21 protein-coding genes and 1 riboswitch are annotated in these 23,983 nt (G+C 38.8%); of the genes, 18 read left to right on the top strand and 3 right to left on the bottom strand.

Going from position 1 to position 23,983, the window contains the following annotated elements; genetic code table 11:
• The first annotated feature begins 283 nt into the window (after nucleotides 1–283).
• From V179_RS0115310 to mbcS, 4 genes are all read left to right on the top strand, one after another.
• Nucleotides 284–1,423, top strand: coding sequence for a cysteine desulfurase family protein (locus V179_RS0115310; protein WP_028392254.1), 1,140 nt, complete (start codon nucleotides 284–286; stop codon nucleotides 1,421–1,423).
• Between the two features lie 6 nt (nucleotides 1,424–1,429).
• Entirely contained in the window at nucleotides 1,430–2,644 is a 1,215-nt protein-coding gene (thiI, locus tag V179_RS0115305) for a tRNA uracil 4-sulfurtransferase ThiI (RefSeq protein ID WP_028392253.1), read from the top strand.
• A gap of 89 nt (nucleotides 2,645–2,733) precedes the next feature.
• On the top strand, nucleotides 2,734–2,934 hold the full coding sequence (locus V179_RS0115300) for an alpha/beta-type small acid-soluble spore protein (RefSeq protein WP_028392252.1): 201 nt from the start codon (nucleotides 2,734–2,736) through the stop codon (nucleotides 2,932–2,934).
• Nucleotides 2,935–3,465: 531 nt separating this feature from the next.
• Nucleotides 3,466–5,046, top strand: coding sequence for an acyl-CoA synthetase MbcS (gene mbcS, locus V179_RS0115295; RefSeq protein ID WP_028392251.1), 1,581 nt, complete (start codon nucleotides 3,466–3,468; stop codon nucleotides 5,044–5,046).
• A 134-nt stretch (nucleotides 5,047–5,180) separates the two neighbouring features.
• On the opposite strand, the gene V179_RS0115290 is transcribed toward mbcS, so the two are convergent.
• Both V179_RS0115290 and V179_RS0115285 read right to left on the bottom strand, forming a co-directional pair.
• Nucleotides 5,181–5,375, bottom strand: a complete 195-nt coding sequence (locus V179_RS0115290; protein WP_028392250.1) for a hypothetical protein — start codon at nucleotides 5,373–5,375, stop codon at nucleotides 5,181–5,183.
• Between the two features lie 167 nt (nucleotides 5,376–5,542).
• Nucleotides 5,543–5,905 (bottom strand): DUF2294 domain-containing protein, encoded by a 363-nt coding sequence (locus tag V179_RS0115285; protein WP_028392249.1) that lies wholly within the window; start codon nucleotides 5,903–5,905, stop codon nucleotides 5,543–5,545.
• A gap of 252 nt (nucleotides 5,906–6,157) precedes the next feature.
• Nucleotides 6,158–6,298, top strand: a riboswitch (cyclic di-AMP (ydaO/yuaA leader).
• A gap of 591 nt (nucleotides 6,299–6,889) precedes the next feature.
• Here V179_RS0115285 and V179_RS0115280 point away from each other — a divergent pair.
• The 4 genes from V179_RS0115280 to rarD all read left to right on the top strand — a co-directional run bounded on the left by V179_RS0115280 (nucleotide 6,890) and on the right by rarD (nucleotide 11,990).
• The gene (locus tag V179_RS0115280) at nucleotides 6,890–8,227 is read left to right on the top strand and encodes a TrkH family potassium uptake protein (RefSeq protein ID WP_028392248.1); all 1,338 of its coding nucleotides are present in this window, start codon (nucleotides 6,890–6,892) and stop codon (nucleotides 8,225–8,227) included.
• Between the two features lie 78 nt (nucleotides 8,228–8,305).
• On the top strand, nucleotides 8,306–8,962 hold the full coding sequence (locus tag V179_RS0115275) for a potassium channel family protein (RefSeq protein ID WP_028392247.1): 657 nt from the start codon (nucleotides 8,306–8,308) through the stop codon (nucleotides 8,960–8,962).
• 413 nt (nucleotides 8,963–9,375) lie between these two features.
• On the top strand, nucleotides 9,376–10,977 hold the full coding sequence (locus V179_RS0115270; RefSeq protein WP_028392246.1) for an amidohydrolase: 1,602 nt from the start codon (nucleotides 9,376–9,378) through the stop codon (nucleotides 10,975–10,977).
• Between the two features lie 83 nt (nucleotides 10,978–11,060).
• Complete coding sequence (gene rarD, locus V179_RS0115265; protein WP_028392245.1) at nucleotides 11,061–11,990, top strand: EamA family transporter RarD; 930 nt, start codon at nucleotides 11,061–11,063, stop codon at nucleotides 11,988–11,990.
• Between the two features lie 93 nt (nucleotides 11,991–12,083).
• Here the strand turns inward: rarD and V179_RS0115260 are convergent, their stop codons facing one another.
• Nucleotides 12,084–12,884 carry an NAD kinase gene (locus V179_RS0115260; protein ID WP_028392244.1) on the bottom strand — a complete coding sequence of 267 codons (801 nt, stop codon included), beginning with the start codon at nucleotides 12,882–12,884 and terminating at the stop codon, nucleotides 12,084–12,086.
• A gap of 307 nt (nucleotides 12,885–13,191) precedes the next feature.
• On the opposite strand from V179_RS0115260, the gene sppA reads away from it, so the two are divergent.
• From sppA to argH, 10 genes are all read left to right on the top strand, one after another.
• Nucleotides 13,192–14,196 carry a signal peptide peptidase SppA gene (gene sppA / locus V179_RS0115255; RefSeq protein ID WP_028392243.1) on the top strand — a complete coding sequence of 335 codons (1,005 nt, stop codon included), beginning with the start codon at nucleotides 13,192–13,194 and terminating at the stop codon, nucleotides 14,194–14,196.
• A 13-nt stretch (nucleotides 14,197–14,209) separates the two neighbouring features.
• The gene (locus V179_RS28040) at nucleotides 14,210–14,776 is read left to right on the top strand and encodes an RDD family protein (RefSeq protein WP_084552372.1); all 567 of its coding nucleotides are present in this window, start codon (nucleotides 14,210–14,212) and stop codon (nucleotides 14,774–14,776) included.
• A gap of 232 nt (nucleotides 14,777–15,008) precedes the next feature.
• Nucleotides 15,009–15,668 carry a DUF2953 domain-containing protein gene (locus tag V179_RS0115245; RefSeq protein ID WP_161632350.1) on the top strand — a complete coding sequence of 220 codons (660 nt, stop codon included), beginning with the start codon at nucleotides 15,009–15,011 and terminating at the stop codon, nucleotides 15,666–15,668.
• Nucleotides 15,669–15,696: 28 nt separating this feature from the next.
• Nucleotides 15,697–16,134, top strand: coding sequence for a GerW family sporulation protein (gene ytfJ, locus V179_RS0115240; protein WP_028392241.1), 438 nt, complete (start codon nucleotides 15,697–15,699; stop codon nucleotides 16,132–16,134).
• A 254-nt stretch (nucleotides 16,135–16,388) separates the two neighbouring features.
• A complete protein-coding gene (gene tpx / locus V179_RS0115235) occupies nucleotides 16,389–16,889 on the top strand; it encodes a thiol peroxidase (protein WP_028392240.1) in 501 nt (166 codons plus the stop codon).
• Nucleotides 16,890–17,219: 330 nt separating this feature from the next.
• Nucleotides 17,220–18,218, top strand: coding sequence for a class I SAM-dependent methyltransferase (locus V179_RS0115230; RefSeq protein ID WP_028392239.1), 999 nt, complete (start codon nucleotides 17,220–17,222; stop codon nucleotides 18,216–18,218).
• A 428-nt stretch (nucleotides 18,219–18,646) separates the two neighbouring features.
• On the top strand, nucleotides 18,647–19,837 hold the full coding sequence (locus tag V179_RS0115225; protein ID WP_028392238.1) for an acetate kinase: 1,191 nt from the start codon (nucleotides 18,647–18,649) through the stop codon (nucleotides 19,835–19,837).
• Between the two features lie 202 nt (nucleotides 19,838–20,039).
• A complete protein-coding gene (locus tag V179_RS0115220) occupies nucleotides 20,040–20,882 on the top strand; it encodes an EcsC family protein (RefSeq protein ID WP_028392237.1) in 843 nt (280 codons plus the stop codon).
• A gap of 503 nt (nucleotides 20,883–21,385) precedes the next feature.
• On the top strand, nucleotides 21,386–22,597 hold the full coding sequence (locus V179_RS0115215) for an argininosuccinate synthase (RefSeq protein ID WP_028392236.1): 1,212 nt from the start codon (nucleotides 21,386–21,388) through the stop codon (nucleotides 22,595–22,597).
• Nucleotides 22,594–23,967 (top strand): argininosuccinate lyase, encoded by a 1,374-nt coding sequence (gene argH, locus V179_RS0115210; RefSeq protein ID WP_028392235.1) that lies wholly within the window; start codon nucleotides 22,594–22,596, stop codon nucleotides 23,965–23,967. Before V179_RS0115215 ends, argH begins: the two co-directional genes overlap by 4 nt.
• Nucleotides 23,968–23,983: the final 16 nt, after the last annotated feature.

The raw sequence follows: 23,983 nt of genomic DNA, 5'->3' as shown, positions 1-23,983 counted from the left end.
GGAAAAATGAATCTTTTTCAATCATCGTGATTTATGGTAAAATAATATGTTGTATTTCAATTAATGGACAAGAAGTAATCTGATGCATGTATATAAAGTGAAACTCCCATCCTTGGTTTTTTTCCGCCTCACTGATGGTTAGTTAAATTAAGATAAATGAAAATTTAATTGAATTTTTAGTCTAGATAAGTAGCTTGAAGTCTACAAGGTGGGGTAAAACGACGTTATCACATGTTTTTTCCTCATTAAAGGCGTGTGCGCTTTTCTATAAGGAGGTTAATGCGTGATATATTTTGATAATAGCGCTACGACTAAGCCGTATCCAGAAGTTATCGATTCTTTTATAAAGGTTTCTACAGATTATTTTGGCAACCCCTCTTCATTACATGGTTTAGGGGCTAAAGCTGAAAACCTATTAACTCAGGCCAGGAGGCAAGTGGCGGAACTTCTTCAAGTGAAAAGCATGGAAATTTGCTTTACTTCTGGGGGAACGGAAGGAAATAACCTGGCTATAAAGGGTGCAGCCCATGCTTATTCAGGAAGAGGTAAGCATATTATCACTACCGTTATGGAGCATGCATCCATAAAAGAAACCTGTAAATCTCTTGAAGAAGAGGGGTACGAAATTACTTATTTACAAGTTGATTCCGATGGTCTTGTTTCTGTAGAAGAATTGAAAAACGCTTTACGAACAGATACGATTTTAGTGTCAATCATGTCTGTTAATAATGAGGTCGGATCTATTCAACCGATAGCAGAAATCGGTCAATTATTAAAAGAAAGGCCACAAGTGCTCTTTCATGTCGATCATGTGCAAGGCATTGGCAAGATTCCATTAGATTTAACTGCTGGCAAAATTGATTTATGTACGATTTCTGGTCATAAATTTCATGGCTTGAAAGGTACGGGGGTATTATACATTAGAGATGGTATTAGGGTTTCACCGCTTTTCACAGGCGGCAATCAGGAGGCGAGGTTAAGGAGTGGAACGGAAAATGTTGCTGGGTTCGTAGCCTTAGCGAAAGCATTACGTCTCACTTTGCAAAAAAGTGCCCAAGATGACGGTAAACTAACTGAAATTCGCGAAATGTTGTTTCAGGGATTGAATGACATGCAAGGTGTGAAAATAAACAGTCCGAAACACGGTGCACCCCATATTATCAATTTTTCTATTCCGGGCATTAAATCGGAAGTATTTATCCATTCGCTTGAAGAAAAAGAGATATATCTTTCAACGACAAGTGCCTGTTCGTCTAAGAAAAAATCCGTAAGTGATACTGTGTTGGCCATGTTCCATGATCAGAGAAGGGCAGAGAGTGTTATTCGAATAAGCACTTCATATGGAAATGAACACTATGAAGCGGAGCTCGTCCTTAGGGAAATTAAGAACACACTTTTAAAATTACAAAAGGTTATGAGGTAAAATAAAATGAAATTTGATCATATTATCATTCGTTACGGCGAGATTTCAACGAAGAAGCGTAATCGAAAAAGCTTTGTTGATAAACTTAAAAATCATATTCGCTGGGCATTAAGAGATTTTAAAGCTGCCACACTGCAAGCGAGTCGAGAGCGGATGTACATTCTGTTAAATGGTGAAGATCATCAGAAGATTATCGACCAAATAAAAAGTGTTTATGGTATCCAATCATTAAGTCCGGCTTTAAAAGTAGGCCGTGATATTGAAGAAATTAAATCTGCTGCTTTATATTATGTAGACCAACTATCGGGAGAAATTGAGACCTTTAAAGTTTCGACAAAGCGCTCAGATAAAGATTTTCCTTATAATACAAATGAAATGAACCATCTTCTTGGTGGCCATTTGTTACGGAATAAAGATGGTATTCTGAAAGTGGATGTCAAAAAACCAGATTTAAATTTACTTGTAGAAATACGCAAGGAAGCGGTCTATTTATCTGGAGTGAATATTCAAGGTGCAGGCGGTCTCCCATTTGGCTCAAGCGGGAAGGCAATGCTTATGCTTTCCGGTGGAATAGACAGCCCGGTTGCAGGTTTCCTTTCCATGAAACGTGGTCTTGAAATTGAATGTATTCATTTCTACAGCCCGCCATTCACGAGTGAACGTTCTAAACAAAAGGTCATGGATTTAGCAGAAAAGCTTGCTTTAGTGAACGGAAGCATGAAAGTTCATATTGTTCCGTTTACAGAAATTCAATTGCTGATTCAAAAGCAAATCCCTGAGAACTATACAATGACGAGCACACGTCGTTTAATGCTCCGCATAGCTAATGCAATAAGAGAAAAAGAAGAAGCTCTGGCTATTATAACCGGTGAAAGTCTTGGACAGGTGGCGAGCCAGACGATGAATAGCATGTTTGCCATAAATGAAGTGATTTCTACACCTGTATTACGGCCGCTTATTGCGATGGACAAATTAGAGATCATTGATCTTGCCAAGCAGTATGATACATTCGAGATTTCAAATCAACCATACGAAGATTGCTGTACGGTATTTACACCAGCAAGTCCGAAGACAAAGCCTAAGCTTGAAAAGGTTCAGTATTACGAAAGCTTTGTTGATTTTGATAAGTTGATTGAAGCTTGTGTGGAACAGACTGAAACCCGAAAGATTCACTTTGGTGAAAAAGCTGCAGGAGAAGTACAAACAGAAGACCTATTCTAATTGGTAAGTCTGACTATAATTACCAAAGGATTAGTGAATGAAGCCATGTGTTTTTACACATTCTATACTCACAAGGAGGTGAAAAACACATGGCAAACAACAACTCAAATCAACTTGTCGTACCTGGTGTACAACAAGCTCTAGATCAAATGAAATATGAAATCGCTACTGAATTCGGTGTACAACTTGGCGGTGAAACAACTTCACGTGCTAACGGTTCAGTTGGTGGTGAAATCACAAAACGTCTAGTTCAAATGGCTGAACAACAATTAGGCGGGTACCAACGATAATTTCATAAACATGGCTGCAGGAAGCGGGCGTTTCGCCCGCTTTCTTTCATTTGTTTTCCATTTCGACTTATTTTCTGATAAGATAATAAAAAATATTTATTAATTACATACTTTTAACATGTCATCATGTAACTAAGTTAGATTTTTACATAGGCTATGTTAAAGCTCATTGTTGATTTGGAGCGGGAGGCATGAGACTCCTGCTTAGAAAAGCGAGTCAAAGGAGCGCTGAGGATGCTCCCGAACCGCCAGCTAATGCTACCGCCTCTCGTTTCAATTAACAGGCAAGTTTAACAGAGCCTTTACATAAAAACATTGAAAAATATGGAATAGTGTAGCTAATGGAGTTGGTTTCTCGATTTTACTGAAATCTTCCTTTATACTAGATTATGGCGTTTTTACATACATACTGCTGTTTTTATCCCGTCATATAGGCTATTGAATAGATAAATGATAAAGTGAAACATCAAGTAGTAAGGGATAAAAAAATACTGATAAAAGTTTCACTTTATGAATGGGAGGAGAATTACGATGAGAAGAGAAGATTTGATTGCTCCAGAGAAGTATAATCTTGTCAGTGAAATGGAACAATTTGCAAAAGACAAGAACCGTTTAGCCTTAAAATGGGAATCTGAGGATGGAGTAAAGAAAGAAGTTACATATAATGCTTTAATGAAACGGGTTAACAAAATCGGTAATGTGTTTAAACATGCAGGATTCGAAAAAGGAGATATTGCCCTTATCATCATTCCGAGATTAATTGAGGCATATGAAGTATATCTAGCAGCCCTTAAGATTGGGGTAGTGGTTATCCCATGTTCTGAAATGTTAAGGCCAAAGGATATTGAATATCGTATAAGGCATGCTGAAGTGAAGGGAATCATTTGCTATCATCAATTTTGTGATCAAGTAAATGCAGTTAAAGATGCTGAGCAGCTTGTGAGATTTTCAGTTGGTCAGGAGGTCCAAGGATGGCTCTATTTGGAGGAACAAATACAATCATCTGATGATACGCTAGCTCTAGCAGATACGAAAAGCTCGGACATGGCATTCCTTTCTTATACATCAGGTACGACCGGAAATCCTAAAGGTGTAGTACATACTCATGGCTGGGCATATGCTCATTTAAAGACAGCTGCTGCAAACTGGCTAGGTGTTCGTGAGGGAGATATAGTGTGGGCGACAGCGGCTCCTGGCTGGCAAAAGTGGATTTGGAGTCCTTTCCTTGCTGTACTAGGATCAGGTGCAACCGGTCTTGTGTATCATGGCAAGTTTGAAGCAAAAAAATACTTACAACTCCTTCAGGATTACAAGGTAAATGCTTTATGCTGTACACCAACAGAATATCGATTAATGGCAAAAGTGAATAATTTGGCAGACTACAATCTTGCCGAACTACACAGTGCAGTATCGGCAGGTGAGCCATTGAATCGAGAAGTCATTGATATATTCGAAAAGTACTTCAATATTCAAGTACGAGATGGATACGGCCAGACAGAAAATACGCTTTTAGTCGGAATTTCTATAGGAATGGAACTGAAACCTGGCTCAATGGGAAAACCGACACCTGGTAATCGAGTTGAAATCATTGATGAAGATGGAGTACCTTGTAAAGTAGGTCAAGTCGGAGATATTGCTGTGCACATCGAAACTCCAGCTTTATTCAAAAATTATTATCGTGATCCTGAACGAACAGCTATGCAATTTCGCGGTGAATATTATGTAACAGGGGATAAAGCAAGAAAAGACGAAGACGGTTATTTCTGGTTTGAGGGGCGCGGCGACGATATGATCATTAGCTCTGGTTACACGATTGGACCGTTTGAAGTTGAAGATGCATTAATTAAGCATTCTTATGTAAAAGAATGTGCTGTAGTAGCAAGTCCAGATGAGGTACGAGGAAATGTCGTCAAAGCATATATCGTGCTTCAGGAACATGTTGATGAAAATGAACCACAGTTGGTGAAAACACTTCAAGAGCATGTGAAAAAAGTAACTGCACCATATAAATACCCGCGGAAAATTGAATTTATTAAAGAATTGCCAAAAACGACATCGGGGAAAATCCGCCGAGTAGATTTACGCAATTTGGATGAGGACCATACTGGTTAAATAAAGAGAGGTTGTCTCATACAAAAGGATCAAAACCCCACATCTTCTATCAACGTTTAATAAACGTTGATAGAGTGTGAGGTCAAGACCCTTTGTTTAGACAACCTTTTTTTATCGATTAGGATGTTTATTAATTATCTTTTTAGAGAAAATAATTTTAACAATGGATGCTTTTTCTTATCCACAATCTTTAACTCATTCATGACAAGATGATCTTCGTGATCGGCTATCCATTTCTTAAGCGCTTCTTTATCTTGACAATGGGTTAAGTATGTCTGACCGCCTTTACCTACGGCGTTAATTACATATCTATTGGAAATATTACCCATATTTAATCACCTTCATATTCATAATGAAATTTCAACTCACAAAAAGGTTTTGTGATCATATACAGTATACAAGCTATGAATCTAAAAACATGTATTTCTTTTATTCAATTAATTACAAAATTCGACAATGTGAAGATTGCTAGCGTTGTAGACTGAAAGACACGATTTTAAAGGCTGTTCTCTAAGTCTTTATCCATAATAAAAACCTCGATTCTCTCCCCAGTTTTCGTACTAAGATCACTATGAGAGGAAAGGACTTTACAGCCAGTATATTGTTCGACAATTTTTTCATAATCTTCGCTGTACATTTCGCGAAGAAGCTCTCGCATTTGTTTGACAAGTTTTTTCCCAGAATCTCGATTGACTAGATGTTTTTCTTCAACCGTTAGAACACCTTTGAAACGGGTAATCAACATGTCATTAATAATATACGTTTTGGCTTCCTGTGGTCCTCTGCCGATCAAATCACGCTGGAATTTAATAAACGCAGAACTAATTTCAGCCTCTATTTTCTTTTTGGTATTTGACATGATGCCTCCGGTTATTTTCGAGATTTATGGAGTTATCATAATGTCCAATGTGAGTTCTTGTCAATGCAAAATAATAATCTTTTAAAAAACTTTAAAATACCTCCAAAACCGTAGAAATACTACGTAATATCGAGTATTTTGAAAGAAAAATGTTAAATTCAACCGTATTTGGGTCGATTTGAACTTATATTGTACTTATCGAGGGTTTACAAAGTTTGTAAAGCAGGCGTAGAATAATTCTCGTAATTAACAATTTGATATCGGCCAAATCTCAAATCATTGAGAACGGAGGACCCACTATTTTGGGGTTAATTCTGCTTTTGCAGAAAGGATGAAATACTCTTTCGCCATCCTACCCGTCAGCTAACTTCGTCGGCTAAAGCGAAGGAGGTCATAAGACCACCTTATTATAGGGGGCTTTTTTGTTGTGAATGAAGCAAGAAAGCAGCCTAATGAACAATAAGTGGGTCTTTTTCGTTGTCGGGCTTTAGAGCAGAAGCTCATGGATGTTTTTTATGCGTAAATATGAAAAGGTTTCTTGGGTGACAGAACGCAAAGGGAGTTTATAACTTGCTGGGCGTTAAGTAGACCAATGAGTTCTTTTTCTCCAATCAACATGTTGTTTTGCAAGTGTTCAATAAGCCATTGTGTGAATCGTTTGGTTTACCGCTGGGCTTTGAATGATATTGCATGACTGCATCAAGGAGAAAAGTACCATTGGTCTTTTTGTGTTCAATCTACTTTTCTCTTTTTGACAAAGGCTATGTTAAAGATCCTTGATTTTGGCACTATGTTGATTGGAGCAAAAGGCTTGAGACTCCTGCGGGAAAAGTGAGTCAGGAGACCGCACTGCGCACAGCGCCGAGGAGGCTCCCGGACCGTCCCGGAAAGCGAACGCCTTCCGTTCCAATCAACAGGAATCTAAAACAGCTAACTTGTTACCTCTTAGGATGGAATGATATTTAGATGAGGTAGGAGATCATTATGGAAAAAATAACAGCGGTTCTAAACCCGCCAAAAATTCTTGTATTGGGCTTTGCGGCAGTGATTTTAATAGGTGCATTATTACTGAAACTTCCCCTTTCAACCGAAGATGGAGCCGGTCTCTCGTTTTTAAATGCCTTATTTACCGCAACATCTGCTACATGTGTAACCGGGCTTGTCGTAGTAGATACAGGAAGCACATTTAGCAGATTTGGAGAGATTGTCATATTATTACTCATTCAAATCGGTGGATTAGGGTTTATGACATTTGCAACTTTTTTCTTTTTTCTCTTAGGCAAAAGAATATCACTGAGAGAAAGGTTGTTACTTCGAGAAGCGTTAAACCATTTATCGATGGCTGGCATTGTCAGGTTAGTAAAAAGAGTGTTAATTTTTACAGGAATAATAGAGCTTGTTGGTGCAATCATTTTGTCTTTTCGTTTTTCTTTTGACATGTCGATTAGTCGGGCCATCTATTTTGGCATTTTTCATTCGATCTCCAATTTTAATAATGCAGGTTTTGATTTAATGGGGGGATTTCAGAGTTTGACCCCTTACGCAGAAGATCCAACGGTCGTGCTAACCGTCTGTGCGCTTATCACATTAGGTGGAATTGGTTTTATCGTACTGAATGAACTTTATGAATATCATGATACAAACCGTTTATCTGTGCATACGAAAGTCGTATTGCTCACAAGTCTTATTCTGACAGTAGGCGGAGGCATTCTAATCTTCTTGTTTGAATATGGTAATGAAAAAACGTTAGAGCCTTTATCCTATCTAGGAAAAGGATTAGCAGCATTGTTTCAATCAGTGACTGCTAGGACAGATGGTGCTAATACATTGAACATTTCAGATTTAACACAACCAACGTTGTTTTTGACCATTATCCTGATGTTTATTGGAGCATCTCCAGGATCAACAGGAGGCGGAATTAAAACGACGACTTTTGCTACTTTACTTGGAACCGTCTTGTCGCAAATTAAAGGAAAAGAAGATGTTGTATTCTTTCATAAACGCATTGTTTTTGACACGATATTTAAAGCTCTTACTGTAACTGTAAGTGGATTATTTCTTGTGATTACAATTACCATGCTTTTGAGCATCACAGAAAAAGGCCATGAGTTTATCACGTGTTTATTTGAAGCAACGTCAGCTTTCGGCACTGTAGGTTTATCGATGGGATTAACCCCAGAACTTTCACCTATTGGTCGTGTCCTCATTATTTGTACGATGTTCGCAGGCAGATTAGGTCCTTTAACGATTGCTATTGCCATTGCTATGAGGCGAAAACCAGATGTGTTTCGTCAACCAAAAGGAAAAATCATGATCGGGTAATGAATAATGTGAAGCTTCCGTCAGTGGGGGTCTTACTGCCATTAAGAGTAGGGCAAATAGGGAGTGTGGATATAAGTGATGGTCAAACGACAATATGCAGTTATTGGTTTGGGGAGATTTGGAGTGAGTGTAGCTCGAAAATTATATGATGCCGGTCATGAAGTCTTGGGCATTGATAGTAATGAGGAGCGGGTCGAAGATGCTGAATTATCCGTTACTCATGCAGTTATAGCAGATACTACTGACGAAAAAGCACTTCTTTCAATTGGGATTCGCAATTTTGATTGTGTAATTGTTGCAATTGGAAATGACATGCAGTCGAGCATTTTAACCGTTTTACTATTAAAAGAATTTGGCGTAAAAAAAGTGATTGCGAAGGCTCTAGGCAAGCACCATGGCCGGGTTTTAGAGAAAATAGGGGCAGATTGGATCATCTATCCTGAAAGAGATATGGGGGAACGTGTTGCAAATCAACTCCTATCACCCAATATGTTGAACTACATTGAACTATCAAAAGAATTCAATATTGAGGAAATCATCATACCACTTAGCATGGCTAAAAAAAGTTTGCGAGAACTTGATATTCGTGCCAAATACAGTATTAGTGTTATTGCCATTGTTAGAGAAGGGGATATTATCATATCTCCTTCCTCAGAGCAGATTATTCAAAAAGGCGATTTATTAGTGGTAATTGGGAACAGAGAGGACTTGGCTAAATTTTCAAATATAGAATAATAATTGTAGCAAAAAAAGAACTATATAAAACACCTACTCTCGGCACTTCACCCATTCCAGATGCGGATGATCAACATGAAAATGATCTACTTTGATAGAAATCTCTAGGGGCTCATAACGGAAAGGTCATAGTTTTGAGCCCCTCTATGTCTGCTATTTTTACAATCTTGTTTTCTTGTGTAATATTCTGGAAATTGTGATACACTTAATAAGAAAACAAATATGGCGTTAAAACGCCACCATTTATCATGAAGGATTAATCAAGTAGTACGGTACACTCACCTAATCACAATGGTGGGGGCGGAGCCAGATTTTGGGGACTAATAAGTATACCTTTAACTCGGTTGACTATATTAGTAAGTCGCGAAGCCCCGTTCCCATGTCCTTCATGAAAGTGTGAAGGGGGCGATCAAATGGGGACGCTTTGGCATAATGGTAGCATTTATACGATGCAAGCAGAAAATGATCAAGTTGAGGCGATTTTTACTAAAAATGGCTTAATCATTGAAGTTGGAGAAGCTACTGCACTAAGAGATACCTATCAAGATATGATTACGAACGAAATCGATTTGCAAGGTCAGATGCTTATTCCAGGACTTGTGGATAGTCATCTGCACCTAATAGGACATGGTGAAAAGCTAATGAGGCTGGACCTATCGCGGATGAAGAGCAGAGATGAAATCCTAAAGGCTTTACATGAAAGATGTGCACAAACGCCTGCTGGAGAATGGATTATAGCAGAAGGTTGGAATGAAAATGAATGGCGGGAATCTACGCTTATATTGCGAGATGACTTAGATCAGCTTTCGAATGAACATCCACTCGTCTTAAAACGGGTTTGTCACCATGCTGTCGTTGTGAATTCCTTGGCTATCACAATTAGTGGTATCGAGGAAAATATTGAGCAGCCGTTTGGAGGAGTTATTGGGCGGTATGAGGATGATCGGTTAAACGGTATGTTTAAAGAAGACCCTGCGCTGAAACTGATCATGAATCATTTACCGGGTATAACGGATGAATATGTGAAACGGGCCCTAACAGATTCGATTCGTGATTGCCATAGACTTGGCTTAACTGGCGGGCATTCGGAAGATTTACATTATTACAATGGTTTTTTGCCAACTTATCAAGCATTTGTTTCCGTTATTGAGGAAGTGGGATTGCCATTCCGTGTCAACCTGCTTGTTCATAATAAAGTGGTTGATGATATGAAGGAATCTAGGTTTGGATATCGCAGCAAACGAGGGTTGATTGAATTGGATGCGATGAAAATATTTGCAGACGGATCACTTGGCGGCAACACGGCATTATTAAGCCATCCGTATCATGATCGTCCGGATACTCAAGGTGTGGCGATTTATACAGAGAAAGAACTGCTCGATCTTGTTCAAAAAGCAAGAAATTATGAAATGCCAATCGCTGTACATGCAATTGGTGATCTTGCCTTCGAAATGGTACTAGATGCGATTTGTACATATCCACCGAAGCTTGGATTGAGAGATCGGCTTATTCATGCACAAATTATGAGACACGATTTATTAGAGCGTGCCAAAGAATTACCGTTGATTTTCGATATTCAACCTGGTTTTGTCCCTTCTGATTTTCCATGGGTTATTGATAAAGTTGGAAAAGACTATATGGCGGTAAACTATGCATGGAAAACCTATTTGGCAAAAGGCATCCATTGCGCAGGTGGCTCAGATGCGCCGATTGAACCAGTAAATCCGTTGCTTGGCATTCACGCTGCTGTGAAAAGAAGAAAACCATTTGATGCAGATCATACGATTTACGATGAAAAGGAATGTCTGTCACTATATGAAGCACTCTCCTTATATACGACAGGGAGTGCTTATGCGATTGGTCAAGAAGAGTCACGAGGCAAGATTGCTTCAGGGTATGTGGCCGACTTCACAGTTTTTGAAAAAGATTTGTACACGATACAGCCTGATGAATGGCTTGAAATAAAAGTAGCTATGACTGTTGTAAACGAACAAATTGTCTATGTGAAAAAATAATAATAGAAGAAGTAGAAACTTGCATGTATAATAAATATATTTCGTAATCTGAAATAATAGAATAGAAAGAAGGCATGCAGGTCATGAAACTGGAAAGTCAAAGAGAAGGTGCCTTTTTTGCGGCATTATCTTATTTAATTTGGGGAGTTATTCCGATTTATTGGAAGCTGATACAAGATGTGTCTGCTGGAGAAATTCTTGCCCATCGGATTATTTGGTCGTTTATCTTTATGGCCATTCTTTTGTTGATTTCGAGAAAATGGAAGAGTTTTGTTAGTTTTCTAAAAGAAATTGCTCAAAATCGAAAAATCATGTTCTCGCTTTTTATTGCTTCGGCTCTAGTCAGCGTCAATTGGGGAACCTTCATCTGGGCAGTGAATGCAGGTAAGATTATGGAAACTAGTCTTGGTTATTATATCAATCCACTAGTTAGCGTACTGCTTGGTGTCATTGTTTTAAAAGAAAAACTAAGTAAACAGCAGGTCTTTGCCTTTGCGCTTGCAGGCGCAGGCGTGCTTATTCTCGGTATTTACTTTGGCTCAATCCCATGGATTTCCCTCATTTTGGCTGTTACATTTGGACTGTATGGTCTTGCAAAAAAAATGATAAAAGCCGACTCAGCTATGGGACTCACATTAGAAACTTTAATGATTACTCCATTTGCTTTAGGATATATAATTTATATTTTGTCTACATCAGGTTCAGCGTTCTTTACAGCGCCAGATACAGCTTTCCTATTAATGGGAGGGGGAGTGGTCACAGCACTGCCACTGTTGTTCTTTGCAAAAGGAGCACAAAAGGTTCCGCTATCCATGCTCGGGATATTGCAATACATTGGCCCAACTCTTTCATTGATGCTTAGCGTATTTGTCTACCATGAGACATTTACGAAAGTCCATTTACTTGCGTTCATCTTTATCTGGAGCGCACTAGTCATCTATACGCTTTCGATTACAAAAAAGAGAGTAATAGGGAGCAATAAAGTAAAAAAACAGGTAAGCCATGGTGCTTGATCTTTATTAAAACAAGGAGGTTGTCCCTTAATGGGCAACCTCCTTGTTTTGTTTATATTGCATTAACAGTTAGCGACCCCTTGAAGTTTCACTTTATAAAAATGTTCTTTTTACTTTTTCCCAAAATGAGTTATCTTTTAGTTTGATCGTTTTAATCGATTTCCCACTTAGTTTTACTTGAATTTTCTCAATGTTTCGGATGCTGATTGCTTCGTTGTCGAGACCGATTGTTGGGTAATCGTTTTCATTCTGTGGCATTTTGACTGATAATATTCGTTCAGGTCCGAGTATAAAAGATGATCCTAGCGTTCGATACGTATTGTTGTTGATCGAAGCAAGCTCGCTAACTTGGAAGCATGGCAAAGTTGGATCCACAACTGCACCTTTGACTGATTTGTTATAGGCCGTACTTCCCGTCGGTGTAGCAACCACGATACCATCGCCACGGAATGTTTCAAAGTGGATCGAATCAATAAAGAGATCCAGTACAAATGTTTTTATTATGGAAGAACGAATGCTTAGTTCATTGAGCGCAAAGAAAGATGGCTGGTTATCCAATTTAATTTCAATCGTTGGATAGCGCAGTACTTCTATTTGATTTGCTTCTGTTGATTCGATCATTTTGTTAGTGTCTTCCAAATGAAAGTCGCAGTACATATTTAAGTTCCCGGTTGTAGAAATCCCTGCATATAAGCAATCTTCTCGGAAACCCGTTTTTCTGACTGCTTGAAGAAATGTTCCATCGTCCCCAATACTAACGATAATATTTGCTTGTTTAAAATCAGATACAATATTGTATCCATAGCGTGGTGCTAAATCCCGTAGTGGCTGTACTTTAGCAATAATATCTTCAGATTGGGTATGAAAGAAATATAAGTTACGACGATTATCCATAGTAAAAACCTCCAACGGTATTGAAATTATTTTCCAAAAAAGTAGATTGTTTGTTACAATATTAGGGTGTTTTCTTAGTTTATCATGAGATGAAACATTTTGAAAATTCAAACGCATAAACTAGTAGTGCGTGTTCAAAAAAGATGATAAAAAGGCCGAGAAGTTTTGCGAGTGATCGTCTTTAACCTCTCGCGTATACAGAAATACGTGAGAACCACAAGACGGTGCTTTCGTTCAATGCACAAACTTTTTTACCAGACTTTTTGAATAACCTCTAATAGTACAGAGTAGAGAGAGGATGAAGATAATGAATGGTAAGCGTTGGGCTGCTTTGGGGATTGCGGTAGTATTATTTGGTTTCTCAATTGGATTCAATTTTTTGACTACAGCCATGTTCGTTGATGTTGATAAGCTTTTTAATGATTTTCTTGGGTCAGATGGTGAATTTATGACAGAAGTGATTGAACAAGGTACAGGCTTTGACGAAATTGCTGTGCTTGATATTGAAGGAGTCATTCAAGATACAGGGAATTCTAACTCATTGTTAGGTACAACAGGTTACAATCACAGAGCTTTTATGAACAAATTGGATATGGTGAATGAAACTCCGGCAATAAAAGGAATGATTTTGCGTGTCAATTCACCAGGCGGCGGTGTTGTAGAAAGCGCCGAGATCCGTGACAAAATTTTAGAGATTCAAAAAAATGGTGTGAAGGTATATGTTTCAATGGGATCTATGGCAGCGTCTGGCGGATATTATGTGTCAGCGCCAGCGGATAAAATTTTTGCAAGTCCTGAAACATTAACGGGTTCACTAGGCGTGATTATGCAAAGTGTGAACTACGGAAAATTGGCAGAGAATTACGGCGTTGATTTCGTGACGATTAAAAGCGGACCATATAAAGATATTATGAGTCCAACCCGAGAGATGACAAACGAGGAAAGAAGCATCCTGCAATCATTAATTGATAATTCATATAATCAATTCGTGAAAATTATTTCTGAGGGCAGGGATATGTCAGATGCTGAAGTTCGCAAAATAGCGGACGGCCGAATATATGATGGTCGCCAGGCGCTGGATCTGAAGTTAATCGATGGTCTTGGTACATTGGATGATACAATTTCAGCGATGCAAAAAGATTTGAAATTGAAAAACGCCTCGGTGATAAGGTATACAGATCAAGCTGGTTTTGGTTCTCTGCTCAATATGGGCGCGAGAAAGCTAATGGGGAATGACCTTGAGAAAGAAGGTCTTATTGAATTGCTTTCAAGAACCAATTCTCCGCGGCTAATGTACTTATATTCACAATGAGGAGGCGGGAAGAATGAACGAGGATAAACAGACAAATAACGATGTAAATCTTGAAAAAGAGTACGAAACAGATTCTCGCCAAATTGCTTTAGACGAAACGTTACGGGAGCATGAGTTGATTTCGACAAATCAAGTAGCAGATTTCAATGTAAAAGAACGTCCAGAAGTAACCTATGCTGGATTTTGGATGAGATTTTGGGCGTATTTGGCCGATTTATTAGTCATCGGTAGTTTGAATCGAATTCTAATTAGCCCACTTTCCATGGCCATTACCGGGAATGTTTTTGACGGCTCCTTCTTCTCTTTTCAAGCAATTGGAACGACAATTGTTTTCTATCTATATTTCGTACTAATGACTCGCTTTTTTGGAAAAACTTTAGGGAAAATGATATTCGGCTTGAGAGTTGTCAGCCTAAAAGAAGAAAAGATCTCGTGGGGAACATTGGTTTTTAGAGAATTCATTGGCCGATTCATTGCGAAGTTTCTTTTTGCAGGCTATATTATTGTCGGATTCCTCCCAAAAAAGCAAGGGCTCCATGACGTCTTTGCCGATACAACAGTTATATTAGATAGAAGGTAATAAGAAACATTCACGAGCTCCTGTCTCAACCCTATCGCTGAAAAGGTTCAGGTTCTAAATACTGTATCACCTAAGGGGGCGGTGCGAAGCTGATTTTGCGAAGCCCCGCCTCTTGCCCTTTCAAGCTAAACAAATAAACCTGTGGGATTTTATCGATCCTGCAGGTTTATTTTTTTGCATATACGACCAGAATGAGAAGCTGAAAGGGTGTGAACATATGAGGTGGTTAATCTTGGTAATAGCAATCTTACTTTTTATATTCATTCTTATTTTCCTAACAAAATTAAAACTCCACATTACATACTCTCATATACAGAAAGATGATCACTTTCGCGTGAAGATACATGCTTGGGGTGGGATTATCCGTTATACGATTAAGGTTCCAATCATTAAAGTAGCTGAAGATTCCAAATCCATTGTCTATAAAGCAGAAAAAGGTATCAATTCAGAAAAGGCTGGACAAGAGGCTGTAAAAGATTTCACAGCTGAAGAAATGCTTACTAGCCTTGAAAACATGAAGAAATTAATAAAACATGTATTTGGATTTCATATACTAGTCCGTAAATTTCTACGTAAAGTGAAGGTAAAAACATTTCAATGGCATAGTCTAATCGGCACAGGGGATGCGGTATTAACAGGAATCTGCGTTGGTGGATCCTATGCTATTAAAGGCTCAATTATCGGGCTGTTAAGTAGATATTTAAGATTTAAAAAAATGCCAATTTATTCGATAACTCCAGATTACGCGAAACCATCTGCAAGTACTTCTTTTTTTTGCATAGTTGAGTTTCGAATCGGACATGCTATTGTGGCAGGTATCAAAATATTCCGCTACTGGAAAGGTGGAAAGGTAAAATTTTCTTCCGAACAAGTGGCGAAAGATTCAAGTTAGAAATTGATGTAGAGTGGAGGAAGATTAGATGTCAGATCATCCGATTCAAGGCTTGATGACAGCCGCAATGGAGAATCTTAAAGAAATGGTAGACGTAAATACAATTATCGGAGATCCAGTTGAAACGCCGGATGGTAGTGTTATTCTAACGGTGTCAAAGGTTGGCTTCGGCTTTGCAACAGGTGGAAGTGAGTTTATGATGGAAGGCGGTCAAAAGGGTGAGTCTGGGGGCGGTCAACCTTTTGGCGGTGGAAGTGGAGGCGGTGTGTCTATTACACCCATCGCTTTTCTCATCGTTGGTTCACATGGAGTGAAAATGCTACACCTAGATCAAGGTACACATTTACTTGAAAAAGTTCTGGATTTCGCTCCAGCCGTTTGCGAAAAAATTCAATCGATGCTGTCCAAAAATGAACAGAATAATCAAAAGAACACACCGCAAAACTTAGATGATTTAGGTATTTAACAAATGGCTAGTTGCCATTAAACAAGTGTAAAAGAATGTTTGAATTGTAGGGGAGTCTCATAAGGGTCTAACCTCGTACTCTAAATCAGTATTACGTATCTTATACTGTATTTAGTTGTTACGGGGTCTGACCCTTTGCATTTGGACCCTCTCATTCACAGATATATGTCATCATAATGTTAAACAATTGCAAAATATGGTGGAACATTCTATCATTAACCAGGTAGTACATAAAGTAAAGGGAGGAATTATTAATGGCAACTGTTACATTTAAGAACAACCCGATCACCCTTGTAGGGGAAGAAGTGAAGGTAGGCGATCAATCACCTAACTTTACCGTATTGGCAAATGATCTTTCAGAAGTAAAAGCTAGTGATTTAGATGGTTCTGTCCGTATTATCAGTGTAATTCCTTCCATTGATACTGGAGTTTGTGATGCACAAACAAGACGCTTTAACGAAGACGCTTCGAAAGTGGCTGGTGTAAAAGTATTAACAATCAGTGTAGATCTTCCGTTTGCACAAAAACGCTGGTGTGCAGCGAATGGTCTTGAGAATGTTCATACATACTCCGACCATAGAGACCTTTCATTTGGTACTGCATTTGGCGTTGTTATGAAAGAGCTTCGTTTGCTTGCTCGTGCTGTATTCGTAATTGATAGCAATAATCAAGTTACATATGTTGAATATGTGAGTGAAGGCACTTCACACCCAGACTACCTTGCTGCAATTGAAGCAGCTAAAGCAGCAAAATAATATTTCAAGAAAGGGTCTGACCTCACAATCTATATACCGTTTATTGCGCCATGTTCACTTAGTAAACGATATATAGTAAATGTTGAGTCTGACCCTTTTATTGTTATAACATTCCCCATTCATGAACCCCATTATTATTTAAAAGGATCGTTTTATGATAATATTGACTTTTGTCTCGTTTTTTGCGAAATTTCCCTCTCATGTAATTGAGTCAAGATCATTTCCTAAACTAATATTGTTGGACAATGCTAGGTAAAAGCCATGGAGCTTGTGCCTCTAGCCCAAAAGTTTTAGAATAATACACGAGAATGAAACAGGAGGAAGTATATTTTGAAATTTGCCCCGATTGAAGATTTATTCCATATTTTTGATGAAACAGCTCAAATTTTACAAGATGAGCTATCATGTACGTATTTAGATGCTCTTGGTGAAACAGGAGAAAATATATTTCATGGAAAAGTATTACAGGAAGAAATTAGTGAGTTGTCACAAAAAAGACTCATGAAACACTATCAAGAATTTACTCTCGATAAGTATCAGAAAGAAGAAATACGGAAAGCCTATCAATTAGCCATTCTAAAGGGCATGAAAGAAAACATCCAGCCAAACCATCAAATGACTCCTGATGCTGTTGGGATGTTTGTCAGTTATTTAATCGGGAAGTTCACTCATGGACAAGCTTTATTGTCGATGTTAGATCCAGCTGTTGGGACAGGGAATTTACTGTACACGATTCTCAATTATCTCACGGACAAAAATATCACTTCTTATGGTGTTGATGTGGATGAAACGCTAATTAGGCTTGCTTATGCAGGAGCGAATCTACAAGAACATGAAGTTCATTTCTTTAACCAAGATAGTCTTGAGCCATTGTTTATCGACCCAGCTGATGTTGTGGTGAGTGATTTGCCGATTGGCTATTATCCAAATGATTTGCGAGCCAGTGAGTACACACTTGCTTCTGATAAAGGACATTCCTATGCGCATCATCTCTTTATTGAACAAAGTATTATGCATTTGAAGGATGGGGGATACACATTCTTTATCGTTCCGAATAATCTCTTTTTATCGGAAGAAGCCCCTAAATTAAATGAGTTCTTAAAAAAGCACGCGCATATTCAAGGGCTCGTGCAATTGCCACTTTCCATGTTTAAAAATGAGCAATCGGCGAAAAGTATCTTGATTTTACAGAAGCATAAAGAAGGACTTCAAGCTCCGAAAGAAGCTCTGTTAGTTCAGTTACCAAAATTATCTGACGCAGCTAGAACAAAATCGATTATGGACCAGATAGACACGTGGTTTCGCCAAGAAAAACAAGTAGGAAAATAAAGAATAAGCGGATGTTTTCTTTATCCCGCATTAACGGGCAGTAAAAACCCCACTGATAGTAGTTCCGCTTTATGAGTGAGATGACAAACGAATGTAGCTAAAGCTCCTTTAGGTCAAATGTTCTCCAGCCCAAAAGTCGATGAGTGAATTTTTAAAGTGGAGAGCATTTGCTTGTAGGAAAAAAGTGTTTAGCATAGGTGTAGGGTTTAGTTGAAGTTCCAAAAAAGTTGCTTTCGTTTTCGGGCGGGGAAATACAGATATTTCCTCGTTTATTTTTATGGAAAAATCTGAATACATTTTCTTCTTTTATGTAAGCGCTATCTAGGTGGCTCGCCCTTGAAAGCTCCTTGATTCAATGCTTAAATGAGAAAAGAAGCATTTGCTCTTAAGGAGATCATTGTAAATACGTGTAGAAGAGAGGCTGTAAAATGTCTAAAGTTATTGCAATAAATGCAGGCAGTTCTTCATTGAAGTTTCAATTATTTGACATGCCTAGCGAAGAAGTAATCACAAAAGGTCTTGTGGAAAGAATCGGCTTAAAAGATTCAGTTTTTGAAATTTCCGTAAACGGTGAGAAAATCAAGGAAACATTAGATATTCCAAACCATGAAGTGGCTGTAAAATTATTATTAGAAAAACTAATTAATTATAAAATCATTTCTTCATACGATGAAATCGAAGGTGTCGGACATCGTGTTGTCCATGGTGGAGAAGTGTTTACAGATTCTGTATTAATTACAGATGAAGTACTAGCTCAAATTGAAACTCTTTCTGATTTAGCGCCGCTTCATAATCCTGCCAACATAACAGGAATTCGGGCATTCCAACAAGCGCTTCAAAATGTACCAGCTGTTGCTGTTTTTGATACGGCATTTCATCAAACAATGCCTGAAAGCTCTTTTTTATACAGTTTGCCTTATGAATATTACAAAGAGTACGGAATTCGAAAATATGGTTTCCACGGGACTTCACATAAATATGTGACTGAGCGAGCAGCCGAATTGCTTGGACGTCCAGTTGAACAACTGCGCTTAATCTCTTGCCATTTAGGAAATGGTGCAAGTATTGCTGCGATCAAAGGTGGGAAATCAATTGATACATCAATGGGATTCACACCGCTTGCAGGGGTAACTATGGGTACGCGTTCTGGAAACATTGACCCTGCTCTTATTCCGTATATCATGGAGAAAACAGGAAAAACAGCAGATGAAGTTCTTGATGTGTTGAATAAAGAAAGTGGAATGCTTGCTATTTCAGGCTTTTCAAGTGACTTGCGTGATATCCAAGTGGAAGCTGACAAAGGCAATGATCGTGCAGAATTGGCACTTGAAGTTTTTGCTGGCAGAATTCATAAATATATCGGTTCTTATGCAGCAAGAATGAGTGGTGTTGATGCAATCATCTTCACAGCAGGTATTGGTGAGAACAGTGCCATGGTGCGTGAAAGAGTCTTACACGGTCTTGAATTTATGGGTATATATTGGGATCCGGCTTTGAACAAAACACATGGAGAAGAAGCATTTCTCAACTATCCACACTCTCCTGTTAAAGTAATAGTCATTCCTACTAATGAAGAAGTCATGATTGCTCGTGATGTACAACGCATTGCGAATAAATAAGTAATACGCAGAAAATAAGGTTGTCCTAAAATGGTTAGGCCTCACAATCTATACACAGTTTATCTAACACTGGATATAGTCGTTGTGAGACCTAGTCTTTGAATGGACAGCCTCTTTTTGCATTCTAGCGATGTAGTCCTCTGTGTTATACTAATAGGAAGAATGAGCCAGCCATTATAAAAGGCTTTTAGGAGGTTGGGATATGGGCATGACAAATCGAGATATTCAAGTCTGGAATGAGATAGGCGAATGGGAGCAAAAGCTTTATCAATACGAACCGACTGATTTTACGGTGATGTATGATAGATGGCTTGAACAAAGTTTTTCCCTGCTTCCTGAAGATGTTCGGACGCAATTTTTTGCGAAACTTGATACGATGCTCTTTCATTTACATGCATTATTGCAAAGTTCGCAAATCCAGATGGACGCTCGAGATAGAATTTTAGAAGCTGCGCGGGTATATAATCCTGAAATCGAGACCATTACTGATATTAAGCGCCTACCTATTGATCAATTGAATTACATAGCGGCACAGCAAATTGCGAGACATAGACTGTATTCGTTTGCCCAAGGCGGAGCAAGTGGGTCAGGCGGACTAATTTTATTAGGAAGCGATATCCCAGCGATGACGGTCATTAACGTTCGGGTTGTTCAGCTGATAGCGATGACGTACGGTTTTGAAGTAAATACACCGTTTGAAATGATGATGGCCCTCAAGGTCTTTCATATTGGCAATATGCCGAGACGCCTTCAAGGTGCTGCGTGGCAGGAATTGATCAATGAAACCCATCAGGATGGTGAAGAATATTTTTACGAGGGAACCGATGATTTAACGAACATTACTTGGTTAGAGCAGCCGTTAAAACAATTGTTGAAGGCGGGGGCCATTACAGTGTTTCGGAAAAAACAAATCCAAGGTATTCCATTGCTTAGCATGTTAATTGGAGCAAGTTCTAATTATCGGATGACACGGCAAGTGAGTGAATTCGCGCAAAAATATTATCAATATCGTTATTTGCAAAAAAAGAGAGTAGTTAATGAATGAAGGATATTGTATCGTAACGAAAGGCAAACTTAAACTGGCATATCTCATAAGGGTCTGACCTCACAATCTAAATCAGTATGTAGTGTCTCGTACACTTATTAATACTGGTATTAGTTGACGCGGGGTCTGATCCTTCTTTTTTATGTGTAGGAAGTTATGAAAGTGTTTTACCCATTTGTTTTTTTATGAAGGCTATGTTAAAGCTCGTGGTTGATTGGAGCGGGAAGCGTCAGACTCCTTTTCTTGCAGGAGTCAAAGGGGGACCCCACAGGCGCTTAGCACCGAGGAGGCTTCCGACCGCCTGAGGAAAGCGAACCCTTTCGTTTCAATATATAGGCAAGTTCAACTGAACCTTAAACAAAAGAAATCTTCAGAAAAATCCCCGTCTAATCTTTAAATTGTGCTTGCAATCTTTTTTTAAAACTGTTAAAGTACTAAATAAGAGATGTATAAAAATAATAAATTATGAATTTTTATTCACATAAAAAGGGGACGATACAATCATGTCAAATCAAAAAGTAGTGTTAGCGTATTCCGGAGGTCTAGATACTTCTGTAGCGATAAAGTGGTTGCAAGGGCAAGGGTACGATGTAGTGGCATGCTGTTTGGATGTTGGGGAAGGAAAAGACTTGGCTTTTATTAAAGAAAAAGCAATTCAAGTAGGTGCCATAAAATCGTATGTGATCGATGCGAAAGATGAGTTTGCGGATGATTTCGCTTTAGCAGCTCTTCAGGCTCATACACTATACGAAGGAAAATATCCACTTGTTTCTGCACTTTCTCGCCCGTTGATTTCGAAGAAACTTGTAGAGATTGCTGAGTTGGAAAATGCTGTCGCAGTGGCACATGGTTGCACGGGAAAAGGAAATGACCAGGTCCGCTTTGAAGTTTCAATCCAGGCATTAAATCCAAACCTTACTGTTCTTGCTCCAGTGCGCGAATGGAAATGGTCTCGTGAAGAAGAAATCCAATATGCGATTGAAAATGATATTCCAATTCCGATTAATTTAGACAGCCCGTACTCCATTGACCAAAACCTATGGGGAAGAAGCAATGAATGTGGGATATTGGAAGATCCATGGGCAGCTCCACCAGAAGGTGCATATGAATTGACGGCAAGCCTTGAAAATACTCCAGATACACCGGATGTCATTGAAATTGGTTTCGAACAAGGCGTACCTGTTACATTAAATGATAAACAATATAAACTAGTAGACTTAATTCTTGAATTGAATCTATTAGCCGGTAAACACGGCGTTGGCCGAATCGACCATGTTGAAAATAGATTAGTAGGAATTAAATCACGTGAAGTGTACGAAGCCCCTGCTGCGATGACCTTAATTACAGCACATAAAGAACTTGAAGATATTACTTTAGTTAAAGAAGTTGCTCATTTCAAACCAGTTATTGAAAAAAAACTAACGGAGCTAATTTATGAAGGACTTTGGTTCTCGCCGCTTCAAAATGCATTATCGGCATTTTTAAAAGAAACACAGAAAACTGTTACAGGTACAGTACGTGTGAAACTATTCAAAGGCCATGCGATTGTAGAAGGCAGAAAATCCGAGTACTCGCTTTATAATGAGAAATTAGCTACTTATACGAAGGACGATGAATTTGATCATGATGCAGCTGTTGGCTTCATAAAGCTTTGGGGTCTACCAACGAAGGTTTCAAGCATGGTAACGAACCAAAATAAGAAGGTGACTGTGTGAGTAAGTTATGGGGAGGCAGATTTACGAAATCTGCTGAAGAATGGGTAGATGAGTTTGGCGCATCCATCTCATTTGACCAAGAACTAGTACTCGAAGATATTCAAGGCAGTCTTGCTCATGTGGCAATGTTGAAGAAAAGCAGTATTTTACCTGAAGAAGATGCAGACCTGATTACGTCGGGGCTGCTAACTCTTCAAGAAAAAGCAAAAAAAGGTGAGTTATCCTTCAAAGTAGAGATGGAAGACATTCATCTTAATTTAGAAAGCATGCTTATTTCTGAAATTGGTCCGGTAGGTGGGAAGTTGCATACTGGTCGAAGCCGGAATGACCAAGTGGCGACTGATATGCATTTGTATTTGCGTAATCAAACGGAGGATGTTTTGAGCTTAATTTCAGCCTTGCAAACAGCTTTACTCGAGCAGGCAGAGGACCATGTTGAAACATTAATTCCTGGATATACTCATTTGCAACGCGCTCAGCCGATTTCATTTGCCCATCATGTGATGGCTTATTTCTGGATGTTGCAACGTGACAAAGAGCGATTTACGGAAAGTTTGAAACGAATTAATGTTTCTCCACTCGGAGCTGGTGCATTAGCGGGGACAACCTTTCCAATCGATCGTGCGTACAGTGCGGAGTTACTTGGGTTTGACGCTATCTATGAAAACAGCTTGGATGCTGTGAGTGATCGGGATTTTGTGCTTGAGTTTCTTAGTAACAGCAGCACATTAATGATGCATCTTTCTCGGTTTAGCGAAGAGATCATTCTTTGGTCAAGTCAAGAGTTTCAATTTATTGAACTAGATGATGCTTTTTCAACTGGAAGCAGCATTATGCCTCAGAAAAAGAATCCAGATATGGCTGAGCTGATTCGTGGGAAAACAGGGCGTGTGTATGGTAATCTTACAGGTCTTTTAACCGTTTTGAAAGGATTGCCGCTTGCTTATAATAAAGATATGCAAGAAGATAAAGAAGGTATTTTTGATACAGTAAAAACGGTGATCGGCTCTTTGAAAATTTTTGAAGGCATGATTTCCACGATGAAAGTGAATAGCGAGGTTATGGAGAAGGCAACGAAAAACGACTTCTCGAATGCTACTGAATTAGCGGATTATTTGGCAGCGAAAGGCATACCGTTTAGAGAGGCGCATGAAGTAGTCGGCAAATTGGTACTATCATGTGTGAATCAAAGTTGCTATCTTGCAGATTTGACTTTGGAACAGTTCAAAGAAGCGTCAGATTTGTTCAATGAAGATATCTATCAAGCTCTTAACCCGTATGAAGCAGTAAAGCGCCGTAACAGCGCCGGTGGAACAGGATTTGAGCAAGTAAAACTAGCAATTCAAAAAGGAAGAGAGCTAGTGAAATAAGTGAAACTTCCATCAG

It is taken from the genome of Bacillus cihuensis, from assembly GCF_000504145.1.
Lineage (GTDB): Bacteria > Bacillota > Bacilli > Bacillales > DSM-1321 > Peribacillus > Peribacillus huizhouensis.
Note: the sequence above shows the minus strand (reverse complement) of the source record. Positions and strands in the feature narration are given on the sequence as shown.